Genomic DNA, 16,341 nt, shown 5'->3' with positions numbered 1-16,341 from the left:
TCAACCTCTCTTTCGTCAAACCTTGGTGACCTTCACAGCGCACTTCTTGAAGTCCGTCTGCAACGAAATCGGGTCAGTAGCATCCAGCGTCACCTTGTTGATCAGCTGGCTGGCGTCGAACCAGGGGACATAGACCAATCCGCGCGGTGGCTTGTTGCGGCCGCGGGTCTCGACGCGCGTGCGCATGGAGCCACGCCGCGAAGACAGCTCCACTTCGCTTCCGCGGCGCACGCCCAGCGCCTTGGCGTCATCAGGATGCATGTAGCACAGTGCGTTAGGCACGGCACGATGCAGCTCGGGTACGCGCCGGGTCATGGATCCTGAGTGCCAGTGCTCAAGCACTCGGCCCGTGGAAAGCCAGAACGGATAATCCTTATCCGGAGCCTCAGCTGGTGGTTCATAGGGCAAGGCAAAGATGTTGGCCTTGCCGTCGATATTGCCGTAGAACTGGTAGCCCGTGCCTGCCTTCACATAGGGGTCCGAGCCTTCGCGGTAACGCCAGAGCGTTTCCTTGCCGTTGACCACGGGCCAGCGCATGCCGCGCACCTTGTGGTACTGGTCAAACGGTGCCAGATCGTGGCCATGGCCACGGCCGAACGAGGCGTATTCCTCGAACAGACCTTTTTGCGGATAGAAGCCAAAGGCCTTGGCTTCCTCGTTTTCATAGGCGGGGTCCATGTCGGCCAATGGGAACTTGTCCACGTTGCCGTTGCGGTACAGCACCTCGAACAGGGTCTTGCCGCGCAGCTGGGGCTTCTTGGCCAGCAGTTCTTCGGGCCAGACTTCCTCGACCTTGAAACGCTTGGAAAACTCCATCAATTGCCACAGGTCGGAACGCGCCTCGCCAGGAGCCTTGACCAGCTGGTGCCAAAAGTGGGTGCGGCGCTCTGCATTGCCATAGGCGCCTTCCTTCTCGACCCACATGGCCGACGGCAAGATCAGATCGGCGGCCACGGCCGTGACTGTGGGATAGACATCGGAGACCACCACGAAATTGTCGGGATTGCGGTAGCCCGGATAGCCTTCCTGGGCCAGGTTGGCGCCAGCCTGAATATTGTTGTTGACCATCACCCAGTAGGCATTGAGCCTGCCGTCCTTGAGTGCACGGTTTTGTTCCACGGCGTGGTAGCCGGGCTTGGGGGGAATCGTGCCTTCCGGCAGCTTCCAGATGGTTTCCGCAGTCTTGCGATGCTCTGGGTTCGTCACCACCATGTCCGCTGGCAGGCGGTGGGAGAAGGTGCCCACCTCACGCGCCGTTCCGCAGGCCGACGGCTGTCCCGTTAGTGAGAACGGGCTGTTGCCGGGTGTGGCGATCTTGCCCAGCAGCAAGTGAATGTTGTAGACCATGTTGTTGGCCCATACACCGCGTGTGTGCTGGTTGAAACCCATGGTCCAGAACGACACCACCTTGCTATTGGGGTCTGCATAGAGTTCGGCAAGGGCCTTGAGGCGGTTGGCCGGTACACCCGTGAGCTTGGTTGTGTACTCGAGCGTATAGGTGGATACGAACTTGGCGTATTCCTCATAGTTTATGGACTTGGCACCGTTGGGATCCTTGGCGTTCTTGGCCGCCTTCTGCAGAGGGTGCTCGGGACGCAGCCCGTAGCCGATATCGGTGTTGCCGAGCTTGAAATTGCAGTGCTTGGAGACGAAGTCTTTGTTGACCCTGCCCGTGGTGATGATGTGGTTGGCGATGTAGTTGAGTATGGCCAGATCGGTCTGAGGCTTGAAGGTCAGAGACATGTCCGCCAACTCATACGAGCGGTGCTCGAAGGTGGACAGCACGGCCACCTTCACGCCAGGTGTGGACAGGCGCCTGTCGGTCACGCGCGTCCACAGCACCGGATGCATTTCCGCCATGTTCGAGCCCCACAGCACAAAGGCAGTCGCGGCCTCGATGTCGTCATAGCAACCCATGGGCTCGTCCATGCCAAAGGTGCGCATGAAGCCGGCAACTGCCGAGGCCATGCAGTGGCGTGCATTGGGATCAATGTTGTTGGTGCGAAAACCCGCCTTGAACAACTTGGAGGCGGCATAGCCCTCCCATACCGTCCACTGGCCGGAGCCAAACATGCCCACCGCGTCGGCCCCCTTGGCCTTGAGCGTCTTTTTGAACTGCTCTGCCATGACGTCGAAGGCCGTATCCCAGGAAACCTGCTGGAATTCGCCATCCTTGGCATAGCGACCATTCTTCATGCGCAGCAACGGCTTTGTCAGACGATCACCGCCATACATGATCTTGGACAGGAAGTAACCCTTGACGCAGTTCAGTCCCCGGTTGACCTCGGCCTCAGGGTCACCCTGGGTGGCCACTACGCGGTTGTCCTTGACGGCCACCATGACGCCGCAACCTGTACCGCAAAAGCGGCATGGCGCCTTGGACCACTTCAGGTCGGCAGCCATTGCACCTGCATCCTGGGACAGAACTTCTATGGGTATGCCTGCAACGGCCCCTGCGGCTGCGGCTGCAGATTGACGGACAAAATCACGCCTAGTGCTAGTCATGTGTTACCTCTTGGTTTAGCGACTGCCAGTTCTCAACATGCTGATAAACCAGGGATGCGTTGATTACGCCATCGAGCAGCTCAATCTGAGACACGCAATCAAGTATTTCCCTTGCATGGGGCGCTTCCAAGGTCACCACCAACTTGCCGGCCGGATGACTTCCATGTATTTGGGCGCCTTTGATCGTGACGATGCCAGCAGCTACTTGTGCCAATGCTTGAGGAAGCACATGCACAACCAGGCTGGTGATATGCAAGTCGGTATGAGTTTCAATGGGCTCAGATTCTTCATGCATGTGGAGGGCCACCGATGATCATCTGATAAAACCAGATCGCAAAGCCATAAGACGCAATCAGTACAACGGCCAATATAGGTGCCATAACAACTGCGAGAAATGCGAAGCTGCGCAACTCCTCGGTACGAGTCGATTCAGGCTGAGGTTCTGTCATTAGCAATCCCCCTTGGCTTGGATGCCTGAGCATCCATGATTTGGCGATAGAGATCCGATAACGAACTTTGCCACGAGATTACCTACAAAATTGACTTGCAACAAGGCTCTTCTCGATTCGTTGCTTTACATCAATTCCTTCATTAAGATTTCATTAAGTCAATTGACATTAAAGTAAATTCCTCGGGCGTTGACTAAATAGTCGGCGGAATCAAGCGCGGCTTGGATCAGCCCTCTGCAAACTGAATTCGCGCCTCAATCTCGCACTGACCCATTGAAGTTGAGGCGTGAAATCTGGCCTGAAACTGATAGCCGCCGCCTGCTGCTCGCTTGAAGGCCGTCACTGGATCACTTGACCTCCATGGAGAGGTAATCGGGGTATTGTGCAGCCGTAATCAAGGATGGCAATCAGCGGGAGAAAGCCAGTCCTGCACAAGAGATTGCAGCAGATCGTGGATTTGGTGGCTCAAGAGAGCGCAGGACCTCGCGGCATTCAAGACGCGCTCCTCTCGGCCAGACAGGAAGCGATAACGAGGCTCATGCGAGCTCAACCTGGATTTGTGCAAGCTCAAAGCATCACCGTGCCGAGCACGATGCGCATCGAACCAAAAAGCGCTCCACAAAAGCGCTTTATAGGACCAAAAGGATCTAGGGGCAGAGCTCCGCTCTTGCTCGTCCATCAACTCACATTGGACTGTCCCCAGGCATGTCTACCTGCTAAGGGAAAGTCCAATCGCAATCCCAGTGTCACCTATAAGCTGCTCGTAATAGGTTGCGATGTGATGCGGCAACCACTGCTCAGAGGCTCAATCATCTCCAGCAGCCGCTTGTAGCCCGTGCGCTGCACCCGCCACTGACCGGCGACCCGGGTATAGCAGTCCTCGTATAGCGCACTGCCGGTGAGTATGGTCTGCTCATCCAGATTGATGAACAGATCATTGAGGTACCAGATGCCGGTGGCCGTGTCACCGTCGACCTTGATTTCCGGTGTATGCCCGTTGTGCATGCCAAAGCGTCGATGAGTGAAGGCATTGCGGTAGAAGTTCATGGCTTCATCAATGCCATTGATCTCATATTGGTAAGTCGGGCTGTCGAAGCGGATATGGACATCATCGGCCAGAACGGTTTTCAGAAGCTCCAGATTGCAGGTGTCGATGCCGCGAAAGTAGCGCGCCTTGAGCTGTTTGATTTCTTCAATATCCAGAAGAGTTTGCATGCTGTTCCCCGCTGGAGTTTAGTGAGGCAGGTAATGGCCGCCACTGACGTCCAGTTGGGCGCCGGTCACCACGCGCGCATAGTCGCTGGCCAGATACAGCGCGGCAGAGGCGCAATCGGCATCGTCGGGGATCTCGTTGCGCAAGGGAATCTGCTGGGCAATCACATCGACCAGCGATTCCATAGAAACGCCCTGGCGCTTGGCTTCCGCCTGGAAATAGCCTTTGACCGGTGCGCCCCACATCCAGCCGTTGTAGGTGCTGTTGACGCGGATGCCGAAGGGCCCCAGGTCTTCTGCCAGATATTGCACAGCGGTCTTGAGCGCGCCTTTGGATACTGCGTAACCGGCTTCGAGCTGATTGGGGCGGCGCGTTGCCATGGTATTGATCATCACAATGCTGCCGTCTTTTTGCTTTTTCATCTGCGGCACCACGGCCTGGGTCATGTTCATGGATCCGTACAGATTGACTTCCATGACCTTGCGCCAGTCATCCATGGACGAGTTGCTCGAAGATCCCCAGGTCCCGTGTGCATAGGCCGAGTTGATCAGCGCATCGATGCGGCCGAACTTGGCGATGGTTAGCTCTGCAAGCCGCTGGCATTGCTCGGGCTGGGAGATATCGGTGGCGACTTTGAAGACTTCGCAGGAGTAGCCTGCATCACGAATGGCTTGCTCTGTCTCATCCAGCATGGACTGCGTGCGGGCAGCCAGCACCACGGCTTTGGCCTGATATTCCGCCGCGCGCAGGGCTAGCTTGATGCCCATGCCGGGGCCGATGCCAGAGATGATGATGACTTTGTTCTTCAAAAGCATGATGGTTTCCTTGGATCTATAGGCTTGGAAATTGGCTGTCTTTCAGAATGCAGCCTTGGTGCGGGCGAAATGCAGTTCCTCTGAGCGGTTTTTGACATCGACCGCCACCTGATCAAAGGCGACCTTTACCCAGGCACCATGCTCGCGCATGATCGTGTCAGCGTTCAGTCCCAGGAACTGGTCGGTGGTGAAGTAGGTGCAGCGGTTGGCGTCAATTGCCTCTATGTATTGATCGCGGCGTGCGGCATCCTTGTTCTCAGGCACTGGGCGCTGCTCCCAGGACAGCAACTGCTCGGGTTCAAACGCGACCAGATACTCGTTGACGGGCCAGACTTCGCCCGTCAGCGGGTGGCGGGTTTTCATCTCGACCAAGTCATTGAGCTTGAGCCCACAGCGGATGTCGGGGCAGAAGCGATTCCAGAGGTGATAGTTTTCCAGGTCCGCAAGCACTTCCCAGACCACGCTGGCAGGTGCATTGATTTCCACTTTGATGGAGGTGACGAGATTGGCAGCTTTGGTCATCTTGGATGTCGCTTCAGTTGATGGGCTTGGAGGTGATCTGCAACTGCTCGCTCAGCGGCTCAACGGTCTCGAGCAGAGTCTTGTATCCAGTCTCCGCAATCCACCAGCGGCCATCGCGCTTGAAATAGCGGTCTTCATAGATGGCACCGCCGTGCATATGCGTTTTCTCTTCGAGGTTGATGAAGACGTAGTTCAGATACCAGAGCGCGGTAGCTTCGTCTCCCTTGACCTCGATCTCCGGCGTGTGGCCGTTATGCATGGCCAGGCGGGTTTTGGTGAAGGAGGTTTTGTAGAAGTCCAGCGCCTTGTCTATGCCCTCCAGATGGAATTCATAAGCAGGGCTTTTGAAAGCCAGCTTGATGTCTGATGTCAGCATGCCCCTCAGCAACTCCAGGTTGCAGGTATCGATGGCGCGAAAGTAGCGCGCCTTGAGCTGTTTGATCAGCTCAATGGCTTCTAAGTCCAACATATGTTTTGTCTCCTTTTGTGATGAGCCGGTCTTGGGTGCCGACTTGATAAAAGCGCTGAGGATGCAGTCCGGGTTGCTGAAGTCCATGATGAGATCCTCGGATTCGGACAGGTATTGCTGCCGCTGGCGCAACAGTTCTTCATCCCCTTGGGCGTCATGGAAGCCATCAGCACTGCCAATGAGGAAATGGCGCCAGCTGTCAGCCGAATGTCGCTCGGGGCGCCGCGAACTGAACATGATTTTTCCCTGGAGCCACCTCTTAGCTTTGGCTTTGCAGATGCCTGGCTCGATATAGCGCGTAGTCGCTTCGCATTTGCTGCTCGCTCAGACCAAAGGTCTCCAGGCTGTAGTCATGGCTCGCACGTTTTTCACGGCCATTGCTGGAAAGCCATTGCTGCGCGTCGGCACGGGCTTTATCTGTGAATGGCATATTGGCGAACTGATAGACAGCCTCCAGTACCTCCATGGGCTTGGCCACAGTGTCCGAGAAGTGGATATCCAGAAAGCGCCGGCTGTCCTGCTGGTCGCGGACCTGCATGGTGTGATGAATGCCACGCGCCATGCGGCTGCTCCACTGCCGGCCTGCCGAGCTAGGGTCAGGCTGGTCGCTGTAGATCTGCCACAGCGTATGCGCCATGCTGGCCATGGATGGGATGGTCTGAGCGGGCTCGCGATGGGTCAGGATGACCTGAGCCTTGGGGAAGACGGACAGCAGGATTTCTAGTGTATGCAGATGCTGGGGCGCCTTGAGCAGCCATCGTTGGCCCTGCGCTTCGCCACGTTGATGCTTCTGCCATTGAAGAAACTGGAGCATCTTCTTGAGCTGCACATAGACAGGGCGCTGATCCTGCTGATCGAGCCAGGAGGTGTAGCTGGGCACATCGGCGTAAGCGTCCATGGCGCAGAGAAAGGAATGCTCCATGAGCATGAATTCCTCGTCGCACAGCGTGGCGTTCATGGGGTGGATGGACAGAATCTGGGGAATCGCCTCAATCGTCTGCGCTACTTCCGCCTTGGCCATTGCAATGCGGTTGGCGCAGTCCTGCGGGCCTTCGCCGGTCAATGGTGCAGGGTAGCGGGTCTCCCACCAGGCAGCAGAGTAAAAGCGCGGGTCTACGGCCAGTGTTCGCTGCAGCATGGTGGTGCCGGTGCGCGGCAGGCCCACGATGACCAATGGGTCTTCGATCTCGATCTTCGAGATTTCGGGGAAGCGCTGGAGATAGTCCTCCATGAGCAGGCGATTGACCAACTGGCCCACGAGTCGCTCGCGCATCATGGCAATGCCGGTTGCCGATAGCTTGGCTTCGGTGTTCAGGGCTCGCGTCAGAACTTCCAGCGCTTGTCGGTAGTTGTCGTTGCCAAAATCGTTGAGGCCTGGTGCACGCTCACATGCTGCTTGCAGCAGTTCTTCGACGTGCAGAGTTTGGGGTGTCACAGGGGCATTCATACAGTCTCCAGCAACTGGTCTATCGAGATCACTTTGGTGGTGGGGTGGCACTGCTCCTTGGCGCCAACCCAGCGCAGGCACATGGTTCCCTGGCGTACGCCGGCGGTTTGCAGCCAGTTGGCAATGCCGGGGTCTTTTTCGCTCAGCACCAGAGTGACGCCGCCGTTTTCGTCGTATTGCGCCTGGTGCTTGTTGATGCAGATCTGGTGGTAGCGGTAGTCCAGAGACTCCAGCCAGTAGTTATTGATCTGCAGATTCCAGAACGAGCATTCCGGCACCTTGTCGATATGAATGACCAGGGCCTGGTCCTTGCGTAGCTCCCAATGCGAGTGGTAGTAGAAAATATTGGGGTCACCGCCCACGGACTGGCAGTAGGCCTGATCGGCTGGCGGCAACTGATTGCTATGTGGAAGATAGCTTTGTGCCCAGTCGGCAAATAGCTTCGCCGTGTTTTCGACAAAAGACGTTACGCGCTGCAGCGATTGCGCCAGAACCAAGGGATCCAGCGGGCCGGGGGTGTCCGTGGTGCCAATGCGCTCGATGGCAAGCTTGGCGGGCACTTCGCTCTTGCGATCCATGAAGGTTTGGCGCACCAGCAGCGACACCGAGGCATCCTCCATGGGCAGCCAGTTACCCGGCTGCGGGTCACGGCTGACGATGAGTTCGAAGTCACCGTTCTCGTCAGTCTTGAGTTGTGTGGCGTCGATAAACCCGGTGACAACCATGCGGCCATCGGTTTCATAGCCGCCTTTTTGCGTGCAAAAGCTCAGGTACGAAACCGTGCCTCGGTTGCCATGAATGCGGTATTTCATGGACCCGTTGAGGCGTGAGTATTCGTAGATGTTGTCCGGGTTGTCCGCGCCAATCTTGGCGGTTTCGTGCGAGGTCTTGAAGAAGCTGGGAAACGCCGGGTCGGCGAATTCCACATGCATCTCCAGCGCGATGCGCAGCAGTCGGGTCAGATAGCGATAGCCTTCTGCCCGCGTTGCGGGGTCGGCAGGGGTTTCGGGACGCAGAATCTGCTGGCCGCAGCGTTTGAGGTGATCGCAGAACTGCGACCAGGTTTCGCCGCTGAGCAGTTGCTCATTAATGGTTTGGGTATCCATGATCTGGCTTTCTTTGTGTGCCGCGCATTGCCAGGTGGTGGCTGTGTGCGGTGGGTGAAAGAAGAAAGAGGGGCGTTGCAAAGGCTGGCAACGCCACAGTTCATTCAGTTGCTTTAGTCTTCCGCGGCGATGATTTCGCGGGCCACCAGTTCGGCGATGATCTTGTCCACCGCCTCTTGCGCAGTCATCGCGGGGGTGGAGATATGAATGTCCGGAGACTCCGGCACTTCAAACGGTGAGTCGATCCCCGTAAAGTTCTTCAGCTCGCCACGGCGCACTTTCTTGTAGAGGCCCTTGGGGTCACGCTCTTCGGCAACGGAAAGCGGTGTGTCGATGAATACTTCGAGGAACTCACCATCCTTCACCAGCTTGCGCGCCATTTCGCGTTCTGCCTGGAATGGCGAGATGAAGGCGGTGATGGCAATCAGCCCGGCGTCCACAAACAGCTTGCCCACTTCAGCGACGCGACGAATGTTTTCCACACGGTCTGCATCGGTGAAGCCAAGGTCGCGATTGAGGCCGTGGCGCACGTTGTCGCCGTCGAGCAGATAGGTATGCCGGCCACGCGCATGCAAACGGGTTTCGAGCAGATTGGCAATGGTGGATTTGCCAGCGCCCGACAGACCGGTAAACCATAGCAAGGCAGGTTTTTGATGCAGGCGTTCGGAACGCGCTTCCTGGTTCACATTCACATGCTGCATATGAATGTTCTGTGAGCGACGCAGCGAAAAGTCGATCAGACCCGCTCCCACCGTGGCGTTGCTCAGGCGATCGATCAGGATGAAGCTGCCAGTTTCGCGATTGTCCTTATAGGAATCGAAAGCGATAGGCTGGCTGCTGGACAGATTGCAGACGCCGATTTCATTGAGCGCCAGTTCCTTGGCGGCCAGATGCTCCAGCGTGTTGACATTGATCTTGTACTTGGGGGCGGCGAAGGTGACGGGAATCGTCTTGCCGCCGATCTTCATCAGATAGGGCCGGCCGCCGAGCATGGGCTGCTCGTGCATCCAGATGAGCGTGACCTGGAACTGATCGGCCACATCGGAAGGTGCATCCGCAATCGCAATCACATCGCCCCGGCTGCAGTCCACCTCGTCGGCCAAGGTCAGGGTAACAGACTGGCCTGCACCCGCCTGCTGCAGATCTCCATCCTGGGTAACGATGCGCGCAACCTTGGTCACGCGTCCGCTAGGCAGGATGCGGACGCTGTCTCCGGGGTGAACCTGACCGCTGGCAATGCAGCCCGCAAAGCCGCGGAAGTCGAGGTTGGGGCGATTGACCCATTGCACAGGCATGCGAAACGGCAGCTTTTGCTGGCGTGCTTCGTCAATTTCCACCGTCTCCAGATAGCCCATGAGTGTGGTACCGCGGTACCAGGGCATGTGCTCGCTCTGCTCGGTGATGTTGTCACCACGCAAGGCCGACATGGGGATGGCCGTGATGTCTTCCAGATTGATCTTCTTGGCGAACTCGCGATAGTCGGCCACGATGTCGTTAAAGATCTTTTCGGAGTAGCCCATCAAGTCCATCTTGTTGACGGCCAGCACGATTTTACGGATGCCTATCAGTGATGCCAGATAGCTATGGCGCCTGGATTGCGTCAGTACACCGCGGCGCGCATCGATCATCACCACGGCCACATCGGCGGTGGAGGCACCAGTGACCATATTGCGGGTGTACTGCTCATGGCCGGGTGTGTCGGCCACGATGAACTTGCGCTGGTCGGTCGAGAAGAAGCGGTAGGCCACATCGATGGTGATGCCTTGCTCGCGCTCTGCGGCCAGACCATCGACGAGCAGCGCGAAGTCCAGCTCGCCGCCTTGCGTGCCGACTTTCTTGGAGTCCGCGACCAGTGCTTCCATCTGGTCCTCAAACAGCATCTTGGATTCGTACAGCAAGCGTCCGATCAGCGTGCTCTTGCCGTCATCCACGCTGCCGCAGGTGATGAAGCGCAGCAGGCTTTTCTGCTCGTGCGCCTTCAGGTATTTCTCGATATCTTCAGAGATGAGTGCGGATACATGTGACATCAGAAATACCCCTCTTGCTTCTTCTTTTCCATGGATGCGGCCGAGTCGTGGTCGATCATCCGGCCCTGTCGTTCCGAAGTACGGGTCAGCAGCATTTCCTGAATGATCTTGGGCAAGCTATTAGCGTCGGATTCGACGGCACCCGTCAGGGGGTAGCAGCCCAGGGTGCGAAAGCGAACATTGCGCATCATGGGAACTTCGCCACTCTTGAGCGGCATGCGCTCGTCATCGACCATCAGCAGCGTGCCGTCTCGCTCCACCACTGGGCGAGGCGCTGAAAAATAGAGTGGAACGATGGGGATGTTTTCGAGATAGATGTATTGCCAGATATCCAGCTCGGTCCAGTTGGACAGCGGGAACACTCGGATTGATTCGCCTTTGTTCTTGCGTGTGTTGTACAGATGCCAGAGTTCCGGACGCTGGTTCTTGGGATCCCAGCGGTGCTGGTCCGAGCGGAAGGAAAAGATGCGTTCCTTGGCGCGAGACTTCTCTTCATCGCGGCGCGCGCCACCAAAGGCGGCGTCGAAGCCATACTTGTCGAGAGCTTGCTTCAGGCCCTCGGTCTTCATGACGTCGGTATGAATTTGCGAGCCATGCTTGAACGGGCTGATGCCCATTTCAAGACCTTCTGGGTTGATGTGGACCAGCAGGTCCATGCCCAGCTTGGCTGCCATCTGATCACGAAAGCGGTACATGTCCTGAAACTTCCAGGTCGTGTCCACATGCAGCAAGGGGAAGGGCGGCTTGGCGGGGTAGAAGGCCTTCATCGCCAGATGCAGCATGACCGCACTGTCCTTGCCGATGGAGTAGAGCATGACGGGGTTTTCTGCCTCGGCAACAACCTCGCGCATGGCCTGAATGCTTTCGGCTTCCAGCCTTTGCAAATGAGTCAGCACCACAGATTTCTCCTTGGTTTTTTGTTTTGGGTGCTGCCAACTGTAGGAGTCCGTTAAATCAAATCTTTGCGCGAATTGATGTTTTAGAAGTTGCTGCGCCATGCTCGCCATAGGGTCCAGCTTCGGTGGCGTTGGGGTTCTGACGGCGGTGTTCTTCGGCGCCAGCGATACGTCTTGCGCAGTCTTCAAGATGCTGCTGGCCAATTCGTTCGACTGGCTGAGCATCTCTGTGGCAGCAGGCAGATGAAACAGGCGCAGCCGGTCGTGGCTGTCGCTGGCAAGCGATGAAAAGGTGGCTGCGCGTTGCCACTGCATGGCGGCAAGCAGGGCAAAGATCTTGCCCTCGCTGGAGCACCTGAGGCGATCAAAAAAATCTTCCAGATGTGCAGCGCACAGGCTGCCTTCATACGGTTGCCAATACACCTTGCCGCGGTTGTTGACGGCACGCAAGATGCCATGCCTCAGGCGTCCGGGGCAGTTGTTGTGGGCACCAAAATCATCGATCCAGACAATGCTGGCGCTCTCTTTTCTTGCTTGCTCGCAAATATCCAGATAAGTGGTGGCATACCAGCGCTGCACATTGCTGGATGCCTGCTTCATGCGCTTTGCAGGACGGTCGGCATTCAGGTTCCAGCGCTGCAGGTACTGGGCGTTGGTACGCTCGGGCAAGTCAAGCTGCTGGCGCTGCAAGATCAGCTGCTGCATGGCTTCCAGCTGCCACAGCAAAAACGGCAGGCCATGGTCGGCGGGCTGGGTGCTGACCAGTTGCACATAGATGTCCTGCTCCTGTATGGCCGACAATGAGCGGCCTTCGCCAGGTTTGCGGCCTCGCTCGCGCACAAGGACAGCGCTCCATCCCCCTTCCAGCCAGGCTTTGTGGGCGGCAATGATGGTTGGTGTGGACAGGCCGGTCGCCTTGCCGACCTCTTTGAGCGTTTTGCCTTCAAGCCGCAATTTCACGGCTTGAATTCGCAGTGGATTGATTTCCTGGACACTGAGTTTCTTACCAACAGCCATGCGCATTCCTGTTAAACATTCACTCGCTTATTCGCGAAGATCCGGACGCATTTACTGTCGGCCTGTCCTCTGATCGGCGCATAGGCCAAACGGACCACATGAATAACAAAACAGGAGATTTTTGTGACTCAGACTCGAAGCGCACTGCTTGAAGACGTAATGGCCATCACCCGTGAAGCGGGTGCTTTAATCATGAAGATCTACCGCTGCGACTTTGAGGTACGGGGCAAGCAGGATGCATCGCCCGTGACTGAAGCCGACGAAAAGGCCGAGCGCCTGATTCTTGAGCGTCTGGGCGCCTTGCAGTCGCAGTTTCCCGTCGTCTCCGAGGAGGCGGCTGCAGCGGGATATGTGCCTGAGATGGGGCAATGCTTCTGGCTGGTTGATCCTCTTGACGGGACCAAGGAATTCATCAACCGCAATGGCGAGTTCACAGTCAATATCGCGCTGATCGAAAATGGAACCCCTGTGCTGGGTGTCGTTTTCGCTCCAGCGCTGGATCGCATGTACGCGGGAGCCATGGGACTTGGCGCATTGCTGGAGGTGCAGGGGAAGCGCCAAGCCATCGAATGCAGAAGCATTCCGGAGGATGGCCTTGATGTGGTGGCCAGTCGTTCGCACGGCGATGCCGATGCGCTTGATCAGTTTCTCAATGGGCGCTTGGTGCGGTCACTCAAAAGTGCAGGCTCATCGCTCAAGATTTGTCTGATCGCAGAGGGAGAGGCTGACCTCTATCCACGCTTGGGGCGCACCATGGAGTGGGATATCGCTGCGGGTCATGCGGTGCTGGCCGCGGCAGGCGGCCAGATTCATGCGCTCAATGGAGATGTTCTGAGCTACGGCAAGCGAGATTTGAGTAATCCTCATTTCTATGCCTGTTCGGCAGATTACCGCTGATTTCAAGCTTTCGCACAGCATTGCCTCCCCGCACTGAATGCCCTGAGTGCGGGCACTCACCACTTCTCTGTTTGACGATAGATGAACTTTGCTGCGACGCTAATTCGAGCTTGCCTGCTTTGCGGGCTGCTGATGAGTGCAGCCTGTGCCGACAAGGCTGCGTCTCGCCAACCCGTCAAAATCGTTGTCGGATTCGAAGCCGGCGGTGCTATGGATACCTTGGCGCGCGCGTTTGCAACCCAGCTCTCAGCGCGATTGCAGCGTTCCGTCTATGTGGAAAACAGAGTGGGGGCAGGTGGAGCCATTGCCGCGAACTATGTTGCGAAATCCAGGCCTGATGGAAATACGTTGCTCTTGGCGTCGCCTGCCGAGATCTTCATCAATCCCGTTTACACCAGAAGCCAGGGGTCGGGCGAAGTCGCTGACATGGTGCCGGTGGCCAAAATTTCCTCTGCTCCTATTGTTCTTGCCACGCGTGGCGACTCCGCAATACATCAACTGAGTGATATCGCAGCTGCAGCACAAAAAAATGCCTGCTGCCTGAGTTTCGCATCCTCAGGAATTGGCAGCTTGCAGCATTTGGTGGGCGAGAGCTTGGGCAAAGCCCTGGGTGTGGAGCTATTGCATGTTCCATACGGGGGAGCTGCTTCCGCAACTGCAAGCCTGATGAGCAATCAAGTGGACCTGCTCTTTGCGGGGCTTGCTCCCCTAGCCCCTCATCTGCAAAGCCAAAAGATGCACGCAGTGGGCATTGCATCGGCCCACAGGTCTAGGCGTTTCTCCGATATTCCTACGTTTCAGGAGAAGGGGCTCCAGGGCGTCAGCTTTGAATACTGGCAAGGAATCTTTCTTCCAAAGGGAGCGTCCTCCGAACTGGCTCTATTTCTATCCGCCGAGATCAACAACGTGATCAAAGACACGGGCTTTGTGGATCAACTAGAAAATACAGGCTTTGAGGTTGCATACAAGGACTACAAGCAATTCAAAGCATTTTTGCAAGCTGAAGATCAGAGCTACCGAAGCTTCTTTGAGAGAGACGGTTTTTTATATTGACCCCATGAATTCTTTTGGGGCTCAAACTTAACTAGATCATTGGATGTAGAAATCGTCGCGCAGGATCTGCTCTTGCTCAGTTTGAACGGCAGCATGGAGTCTGCTGCGCTTGTTCCAGAGCCCTGAAGGCGGACCTCAAGCAAATAATCGGGCTGGAACTGACATTCATGGTCTCCTGCTGGCCAGAAACCTGGCGTTGACGGTAGCTCGCGATGCGGACATGAGCAGCAACCATCGTTGCCAAGCTACGGCAGGGGGATTTCCGTCCTTTGAAGAATATCCGGCGATGGGACATGAGGCTTAAACGAATAAATGACGGGAAGTGGCTGATCAAGAAAGACATCAGAAGCAGCCACGGTCAGGGCCTCATTTGCCCGCGGGCTGTGTCGGACAAGCCATTGCGCTGCACATGCTGGACCAGAAAATCAAGAAATATCCGGGTCTTGAGAGGCAGGTGTGTGCGGTGTGGGTAATAAGCATAGAAGCCTGGGAAGCTTGCCCAATAGGGTTTCAGCACTTCAATCAACTGGCCTGTGTTGAATGCGTCGGTCATGGATTCACGCCAGCCGGTAACCACGCCAATGCCATCAAGGGCTGCGCGCATGGCCGTGTCGCTATGGTTGACTGTCAGTGGCCCGCTCACGGAGCGCTCGCTCAGTTTGCCGTCGATATTGAATTCCCACTTGTAGAGTGCGCCGCTGCTGCTCATGCGGTAGTTGATGCATAGGTGCTGCTCCAGCTCGTCGGGGTGCTCGGGTGTGCCGTGTGTCCTGAGGTAAGCAGGAGATGCACCGAAACACATGGTCAGATCCTGTGTGAGTGGCACGGCAACCATATCGCCCTCCAGCGACTCGCCATTGCGTATGCCGACGTCAAATCCTTCTCGCACGATGTCCACAAAGCCGTCGTCATAGACCAGCTCGACGTGAATGTGCGGATGCAGTGCAAAGAACTCGGCGAGCATGGGCTCGACGAGCACCTGGCCTGCAGGGTGAGAGATGGTGAGGCGCAGCGTGCCGCCTTCGACGCCAGCTTGGAGCTGAAGATCCTCGGTCGCTTCGCGCAGATTGGTGAGAGCCGGGGAAATGCGTTCCAGATAGATTCTTCCGGCTTCTGTCAGGTTGAGGCTGCGCGTTGTTCGATCGAACAGGCGTACATCCAGACGGGTTTCCAGCTTCTTGATCGTCTGGGACAGGGCGGCTGGCGTGACCCCGATGGCGTGGGCGGCGTAGGTCAGACTGCGATGCTGAGCTACCTGCTCAAAGGCAGCCAGATAGGCGAGTATTTCGGGCTTCATGTCCTCTATTTTTAAGTAAAACTTAATAACTTAAATAGTCTGCTTGACTTTTTCTTTTGCATTGCCTGGCGCACACTGCCTCTGCTTCACGCGCTGCCCAGGTGCCTGCAGCAGTCACCGTGTTGAAAAGCAAACAAGAAAGCCCCCCATGCCTGTCAAATTCACTCTCAACGGCAAGCCCGCATCGGCTGATGTGGATCCTTCAACGCCCATCCTCTGGACCCTGCGTGACACACTGGGTATGACAGGGACCAAATTCGGTTGCGGCATGGCCATGTGCGGGGCATGCACTGTGCATCTGAATGGCCAGGCCATCCGTTCTTGCATTACGCCCATATCGGCGGCGCAAGGGCAAAAAATCGACACCATCGAAGCGCAGGCCGCAGACAAGGTGGGCAAGGCTGTCGAGGATGCGTGGGTTCGCAACGATGTGGCGCAATGCGGCTATTGCCAAAGTGGGCAAATCATGAGTGCGACCGCGCTGCTCAAAAGCAATCGCCAGCCCAGCGATGCGGATATCGATGCAGCCATGGCGGGCAATATCTGCCGCTGCGGAACCTATACACGCATTCGTGCAGCCATCCACGATGCTGCCAAAAACCTGTCGGCCTAAAAGAAGGAGCACATC

General features: G+C 56.7%; 16 protein-coding genes and 1 pseudogene. 4 read left to right on the top strand and 13 right to left on the bottom strand.

Going from position 1 to position 16,341, the window contains the following annotated elements; all coding sequences use genetic code 11:
- Nucleotides 1-15 precede the first annotated feature (15 nt).
- The 11 genes from napA to cysD all read right to left on the bottom strand — a co-directional run bounded on the left by napA (nt 16) and on the right by cysD (nt 11,551).
- Complete coding sequence (gene napA / locus FSY45_RS01565; RefSeq protein WP_034363267.1) at nt 16-2,505, bottom strand: periplasmic nitrate reductase subunit alpha; 2,490 nt, start codon at nt 2,503-2,505, stop codon at nt 16-18.
- Nucleotides 2,498-2,800 carry a chaperone NapD gene (locus FSY45_RS01560; protein ID WP_223305786.1) on the bottom strand — a complete coding sequence of 101 codons (303 nt, stop codon included), beginning with the start codon at nt 2,798-2,800 and terminating at the stop codon, nt 2,498-2,500. Before FSY45_RS01560 ends, napA begins: the two co-directional genes overlap by 8 nt.
- Entirely contained in the window at nt 2,793-2,954 is a 162-nt protein-coding gene (gene napE, locus FSY45_RS01555) for a periplasmic nitrate reductase, NapE protein (RefSeq protein ID WP_003070148.1), read from the bottom strand. Before napE ends, FSY45_RS01560 begins: the two co-directional genes overlap by 8 nt.
- Before the next feature lie 750 nt (nt 2,955-3,704).
- The gene (locus tag FSY45_RS01550; RefSeq protein ID WP_003070146.1) at nt 3,705-4,169 is read right to left on the bottom strand and encodes a nuclear transport factor 2 family protein; all 465 of its coding nucleotides are present in this window, start codon (nt 4,167-4,169) and stop codon (nt 3,705-3,707) included.
- 18 nt (nt 4,170-4,187) lie between these two features.
- Nucleotides 4,188-4,982 (bottom strand): SDR family oxidoreductase, encoded by a 795-nt coding sequence (locus FSY45_RS01545; RefSeq protein ID WP_046462009.1) that lies wholly within the window; start codon nt 4,980-4,982, stop codon nt 4,188-4,190.
- 42 nt (nt 4,983-5,024) lie between these two features.
- On the bottom strand, nt 5,025-5,504 hold the full coding sequence (locus FSY45_RS01540; protein ID WP_003070142.1) for an SRPBCC domain-containing protein: 480 nt from the start codon (nt 5,502-5,504) through the stop codon (nt 5,025-5,027).
- A 13-nt stretch (nt 5,505-5,517) separates the two neighbouring features.
- Nucleotides 5,518-5,973 (bottom strand): nuclear transport factor 2 family protein, encoded by a 456-nt coding sequence (locus FSY45_RS01535; RefSeq protein WP_003070140.1) that lies wholly within the window; start codon nt 5,971-5,973, stop codon nt 5,518-5,520.
- 259 nt (nt 5,974-6,232) lie between these two features.
- A complete protein-coding gene (locus tag FSY45_RS01530; protein ID WP_046462010.1) occupies nt 6,233-7,420 on the bottom strand; it encodes a sulfotransferase in 1,188 nt (395 codons plus the stop codon).
- Nucleotides 7,417-8,526: a DUF1214 domain-containing protein gene (locus tag FSY45_RS01525; RefSeq protein WP_148747893.1), complete on the bottom strand. Its 1,110-nt coding sequence runs from the start codon at nt 8,524-8,526 to the stop codon at nt 7,417-7,419. The genes FSY45_RS01530 and FSY45_RS01525 overlap by 4 nt, the downstream gene beginning before the upstream one ends.
- Nucleotides 8,527-8,639: 113 nt before the next feature.
- Nucleotides 8,640-10,553 carry a sulfate adenylyltransferase subunit CysN gene (gene cysN, locus FSY45_RS01520; RefSeq protein ID WP_046462011.1) on the bottom strand — a complete coding sequence of 638 codons (1,914 nt, stop codon included), beginning with the start codon at nt 10,551-10,553 and terminating at the stop codon, nt 8,640-8,642.
- On the bottom strand, nt 10,553-11,551 hold the full coding sequence (gene cysD / locus FSY45_RS28015) for a sulfate adenylyltransferase subunit CysD (RefSeq protein WP_255432014.1): 999 nt from the start codon (nt 11,549-11,551) through the stop codon (nt 10,553-10,555). The genes cysN and cysD overlap by 1 nt, the downstream gene beginning before the upstream one ends.
- Nucleotides 11,552-11,905: 354 nt before the next feature.
- Between cysD and FSY45_RS28010 the strand changes: the two genes are divergently transcribed.
- Nucleotides 11,906-12,253, top strand: coding sequence for a hypothetical protein (locus tag FSY45_RS28010; protein ID WP_222864854.1), 348 nt, complete (start codon nt 11,906-11,908; stop codon nt 12,251-12,253).
- A 54-nt stretch (nt 12,254-12,307) separates the two neighbouring features.
- On the opposite strand, the pseudogene FSY45_RS28480 reads toward FSY45_RS28010, so the two are convergent.
- Nucleotides 12,308-12,466 (bottom strand): annotated as a pseudogene (locus FSY45_RS28480) (helix-turn-helix domain-containing protein); the annotation flags it as partial.
- 123 nt (nt 12,467-12,589) lie between these two features.
- Here FSY45_RS28480 and cysQ point away from each other — a divergent pair.
- Nucleotides 12,590-13,363, top strand: a complete 774-nt coding sequence (cysQ, locus tag FSY45_RS01510; RefSeq protein WP_034363263.1) for a 3'(2'),5'-bisphosphate nucleotidase CysQ — start codon at nt 12,590-12,592, stop codon at nt 13,361-13,363.
- A gap of 81 nt (nt 13,364-13,444) precedes the next feature.
- Entirely contained in the window at nt 13,445-14,416 is a 972-nt protein-coding gene (locus FSY45_RS01505; RefSeq protein ID WP_046462012.1) for a tripartite tricarboxylate transporter substrate binding protein, read from the top strand.
- A gap of 358 nt (nt 14,417-14,774) precedes the next feature.
- Here FSY45_RS01505 and FSY45_RS01500 read toward each other — a convergent pair whose 3' ends face one another.
- The gene (locus FSY45_RS01500) at nt 14,775-15,713 is read right to left on the bottom strand and encodes a LysR family transcriptional regulator (RefSeq protein WP_046462013.1); all 939 of its coding nucleotides are present in this window, start codon (nt 15,711-15,713) and stop codon (nt 14,775-14,777) included.
- 148 nt (nt 15,714-15,861) lie between these two features.
- Between FSY45_RS01500 and FSY45_RS01495 the strand changes: the two genes are divergently transcribed.
- Entirely contained in the window at nt 15,862-16,326 is a 465-nt protein-coding gene (locus tag FSY45_RS01495; protein ID WP_003070120.1) for a (2Fe-2S)-binding protein, read from the top strand.
- Nucleotides 16,327-16,341: the final 15 nt, after the last annotated feature.

It is taken from the genome of Comamonas sp. Z1, from assembly GCF_008121555.1.
GTDB classification, from domain to species: domain Bacteria; phylum Pseudomonadota; class Gammaproteobacteria; order Burkholderiales; family Burkholderiaceae_C; genus Comamonas; species Comamonas thiooxydans.
The sequence above is the reverse complement of the archived record's forward strand: the minus strand, read 5'-3'. Positions and strand labels throughout refer to the sequence as shown.